This window comes from uncultured Campylobacter sp. (genome assembly GCF_938045535.1).
Lineage (GTDB): Bacteria > Campylobacterota > Campylobacteria > Campylobacterales > Campylobacteraceae > Campylobacter_B.
This window is the reverse complement of record NZ_CALIMQ010000086.1, coordinates 1-4,167: the sequence shown is the minus strand read 5'-3', so window position 1 is coordinate 4,167 and position 4,167 is coordinate 1. Positions and strand designations below refer to the sequence as shown.

Genomic DNA, 4,167 nt, shown 5'->3' with positions numbered 1-4,167 from the left:
TGGGTGTAGATGCGCGAAGTATTTAGGCTCGCGTGGCCGAGGGCTTCTTGGACGAGCACGAGGTCCTTTTGCTTTTTATAAAGCATCGTCGCGAAGGTGTGGCGCAGCATGTGAGCGCCGTTTTTTTCCTTGCGGATGCCCGCGCTCATTAAAATTTTCTCCACTATGCCGCTGACGTATGCCTGGGTAAGCGGCGCGCCGTTTTTGGTGATGAAAAGATAGCCCTCTTTGTTAGCAAAGTTCGTCTCCAGCGCGTTTAGATGCTCCTCAATTAGGTGGCGCTTGATCATTACGATGCGGTATTTATTGCCCTTGCCGCGGATTCGGATGACGAAAAGATCGCCCTCGGGCGCGATATCTTTGCGCTTGAGATTTATCGCCTCGCCCACGCGGATGCCGGTGTAGACGATTATTTTTACGATTAGGCGGTTGCGATGGGCAAATGAGGGAAACTCGCTTAAATTTATCGCGTCCAAAAACCGCTTCAGCTCCTCCTCGCTCATAAACTCCGGAAGCTTCGTGCCGCGGCTGCCGCTAATGCCGCCCCAGTGCTTAAGCTCGATGCCGTAGTTGTGCGAGGTGCCGTCCTGCTCGTTTTGGCGGTCGATGAAGCCGAAAAAATTTATCAGCGCGATTCGGTAGTTTTTTTTGCTCGCATCGCTCAGACCGCCTGTAATCGAGGCTAAAATTTCGCTCAAAAGCTCCTCATCGATATTTTTCATACTCTCAAGGCCGTACTCTACTATCGCTTCGTAAAATTTTTTAAGCGGGTTAAAATAGGTATTGATGCCGGTAAGTCCCGCATTTCGCGCGTCTTTTGCGAGCCGCTCGAGTTCGCCGATACTTGCTACCTCGTGATTTAGCGCCAGACTTGCGCGGCGAAACAGCGCGTCGTTTTTCAGCTCCTTATTCGATAGCGCGCTTAGCTTGTAGCGCACGAATTTTACGAGCCAAAACAGCAGCGATTTTTCAAAGCTATCCTTATAATCGAGCGGGAATTTCATTTGCTCTCCTCGCTGTCGCCGAAGATCACAAAGGGCAGCATCAGCGTGTTTTTGATGAGATTATACGGCGTTTTTAGCACGTCGGTCGCAACGCCGGTCGAGTAGGTAGGCTTTTTCATCGTGCCGCGGATCTCGATGATCGTGGAGATCGTATTGTTTTCGCCCAAGATGATATGATTTAGCAGCGGGATTTTTGAGATTATCGAGCTTGCGTCTTTGAGGTATTTAAGCTCCAGATCGATATTTAGCGCGCCGCTTTTCATATCCACTTCGCCGTTGCCCGCGATGTCTGCGCTACTGCCGGTAAAGTTCATCGCATTTATGTAAATTTTATCGCCGCTACGGCGAAAGTAAATTTTACCCTTCTGCACGCTAAAGCCGCGATCGTTGAAATCGGGCGTCTTAAACGTAAGTAGCGACGGCACGGAGTTTATAAAGCTAAGCAGCCTTTGATAGATGATGTAGTCCTTCAGATAGGTGTTTTGCACGTTGATCTCGCCGCGATAGTTGCGCGGATCGATGCCGCTTGCTTTTAGCGTAAATACCCCTCCGTCGAAGCTCTGCGAGCCCAGGAATTGATTAAGCGCCTCGCCGCTGATGTTTTGCGCAAAAATTTGAAGCAAGCTCTTTTTAAAGATCAACTTCACGTCGCCGCGTTTAAAGCTTGCGTTTAAATTCATATTTTTGCCGTCCAGCACGCCGTTAAAGTGCATAAATTTAAGCGTCTTATTAAGATCTGATAGCACGATCGCAGAATTTTGCCCGCTGAAATTTATCGGCGAGCGCTCCTTCGTGCCGCTATTAAACTCGCTGGTTTGCACGCTTGTATTGATCGCGACGTCCACGTCTTTTAAAGAGACGAAGTTGCCGCCTTTGTTGATTTTAAGAGAAATTTTACCGCTTCCGCTAGAGCCTTCCAGATCGCCGCCGCGCACCCGAAGCGCGAAAGAGTCGTTTTTATAATGGCTTCCGTCTTTGTTTAGCAGACCGAAATCAAAGATGAGATTGTTACTGCTGATATCTAAGTTTGTAAAATCGCTGGTTAAAATTTTAAGATCTCCGCCGCTAATGCCCGCGTTTTTAAGCGTCTTAGAAAAGGGCAGAATTCCGCTAATATCGGGCGAGCTGATCTCGATCCGCTCGCCGAAGCTCATCTTCGCGCCTAAAAATTGCGAGCTCAGCACCGGCGCTTTGCCGCTAAAATCAAGGCTTATATTATCTCGCGCGTCGCCAAATTTTAAAATTTCTTTGCCGTTCGGGGAGAGATTGAAGCTATGGATTGTGCCGTTAAATTTAGCCTTGCGCGTGGCGATATCGATACTGCCGCTTGCCGTGGCGTTAAAAATTTCATTTTGCAGATTCGCGTCTTTGATGTCGATTTTTTTCTCGGTGATGTGCACCCGCGCGGCTTTGGAGTGAAATTTCGCTTTAGAGATCATCAGATCGGCATCTTTTAGTGTCACGTTCGCATCGACCTTGGCGCTTTCCTTTTCGACGTCCACATCTATCAGCACGCGCGCATCGATCCCACCGCCTAGCGGATATACGGGCTCGTCTATGCCGTAGCTTTGCAGGATCACTATAAGGTCTTTGCCCAAACTCTCTTTAGTTCGCAGATCCAGATATACGACCGGCTTCTCTTCAAAAAGCCCGCCGATACGCACGCTGCTTCCCTCCAGGCTTTTGCCTTTAAATTTAGGCTCATTTAGCGTAAAGCTTAGAAAATCGTTTTTAAGCGTGATATTGGCGTCTTTTACCGTTACGGCCTCGATTTGCGGTTGAAATTTTATCGTAAGATCCTGCGCGTAAGCCGTGGCGCTGACATTTTCGGCGATCGGGCGCGGATCTTTCAGATCGACTTTGGCATGCAGATTTTCGATATAGTAGTTTTGCGCGACCGCCTTGCCGTAGATCCACTCGTTCGCAAGAGGATTTAGCCCCGTAAGTGCGCCCAGCTCATTCATAAAATTTTTCAGGCTCAAAGCCGAGGCGCGGTTTATCTCGATATTTAGCTCCGAGCCGATATTGTGCACGTCAAGCTCGCCTGCGATCTCGTGCGAAGCGAAGGTGCCGTTAAAATCATACGTATCGGCTCTGAAATTTGCTCGCGCCGTGCCGTGCAGAGTGAGATTAAAATCATTTAGTTCAAGCTCGATCGGATCGAAGTTTAGCCCGTTTGCGCTCGGCGTGATCTGCGAGTTTAGCCTAAAAAACCGCGTGTCAGCGTAAAAAACGTCGCTTTTGTATTTTAGCTTTAGACTTTCGCCCTTGATCTTCAAATTTTGCACGTCGATCTCTTCAAAAAAGGAGTTGATGAGCGAGATTTTTTTGCTAAATTCCAAAATTTTCTCGCTTTGCGTGCGCAGATCGGTGGAATTTTGCTCTAAATTTTGTGTATTATTTTGCGTAATTTCAAGATTTTTAATGCGCAGCACGAGACCTTTATTTAGCTTGAGATAAAACCCCTCAAGCTTTGCAAAGCCCACGTCCAGCTGTGAAATCGTTATACCGTGCTTTAGGCCTACCGCACAGATTATAAAAAGTATGGTTATGCACAAAAAAAATCTAGCCAAAGTTCTAAACATCATCGCCCCATCAAAAAACTCCGCCCCAAAACCAAATCGGGCGTGCCGAAAAACTGCGCTTATAATATGAAATTTATTCAAAATTTTGGCTTATTTGCCTATAATTTCAGCTAAATTTTGAAAGGAACGCATGAAATTCTTTATAAAACTCATCAAAGCGGTGTGCATTTGTATCGAGCTTGCGGCTATCGTCCTTTTGGCCGTGGGCTTTGATCTATACGAGCGCGTCGGCAACGCGACAACCGTGCAGATAGGACAAGGCAGTTCAACGAAAATTTTATCGCAACTCTCAAAGAGCTATCCTAAATTTAGCAAATTCGACGCGAGGCTACTTTCTTTTTACGGCGGCGCAAAAACCGGCGAGCTGGAGCTTAGCGGCGAAAATTTGCCTAAATATCAATTTTTGTATGAGCTAAGCGTCGCAAAGCCCGTGATGAACGAGATTAAGCTGATCCCGGGAGAGACTACGATCGTGTTTTTAAAACAGCTTGCGAAAGATCGCGGGCTAAGCTTTAGCGAGCTTGAGCGCGAATACAACGCCACGGCGCCGTTTTACGAGGGCTTTTTGGTGCCTGAAA

Annotated in this window: 2 protein-coding genes and 1 pseudogene; 1 reads left to right on the top strand and 2 read right to left on the bottom strand. The window is 47.5% G+C overall.

Annotated features, from left to right (window positions below):
• The coding region (locus tag Q0095_RS02835; RefSeq protein WP_297881170.1) for a tyrosine-type recombinase/integrase at positions 1-1,004 on the bottom strand (1,004 nt) is incomplete at its 3' end.
• Positions 1,001-3,589 (bottom strand): AsmA-like C-terminal domain-containing protein, encoded by a 2,589-nt coding sequence (locus Q0095_RS02830; protein WP_297881168.1) that lies wholly within the window; start codon positions 3,587-3,589, stop codon positions 1,001-1,003. The genes Q0095_RS02830 and Q0095_RS02835, both read right to left, overlap by 4 nt.
• A 130-nt stretch (positions 3,590-3,719) precedes the next feature.
• Here Q0095_RS02830 and Q0095_RS02825 point away from each other — a divergent pair.
• Positions 3,720-4,167 (top strand): annotated as a pseudogene (locus tag Q0095_RS02825) (aminodeoxychorismate lyase); the annotation flags it as partial.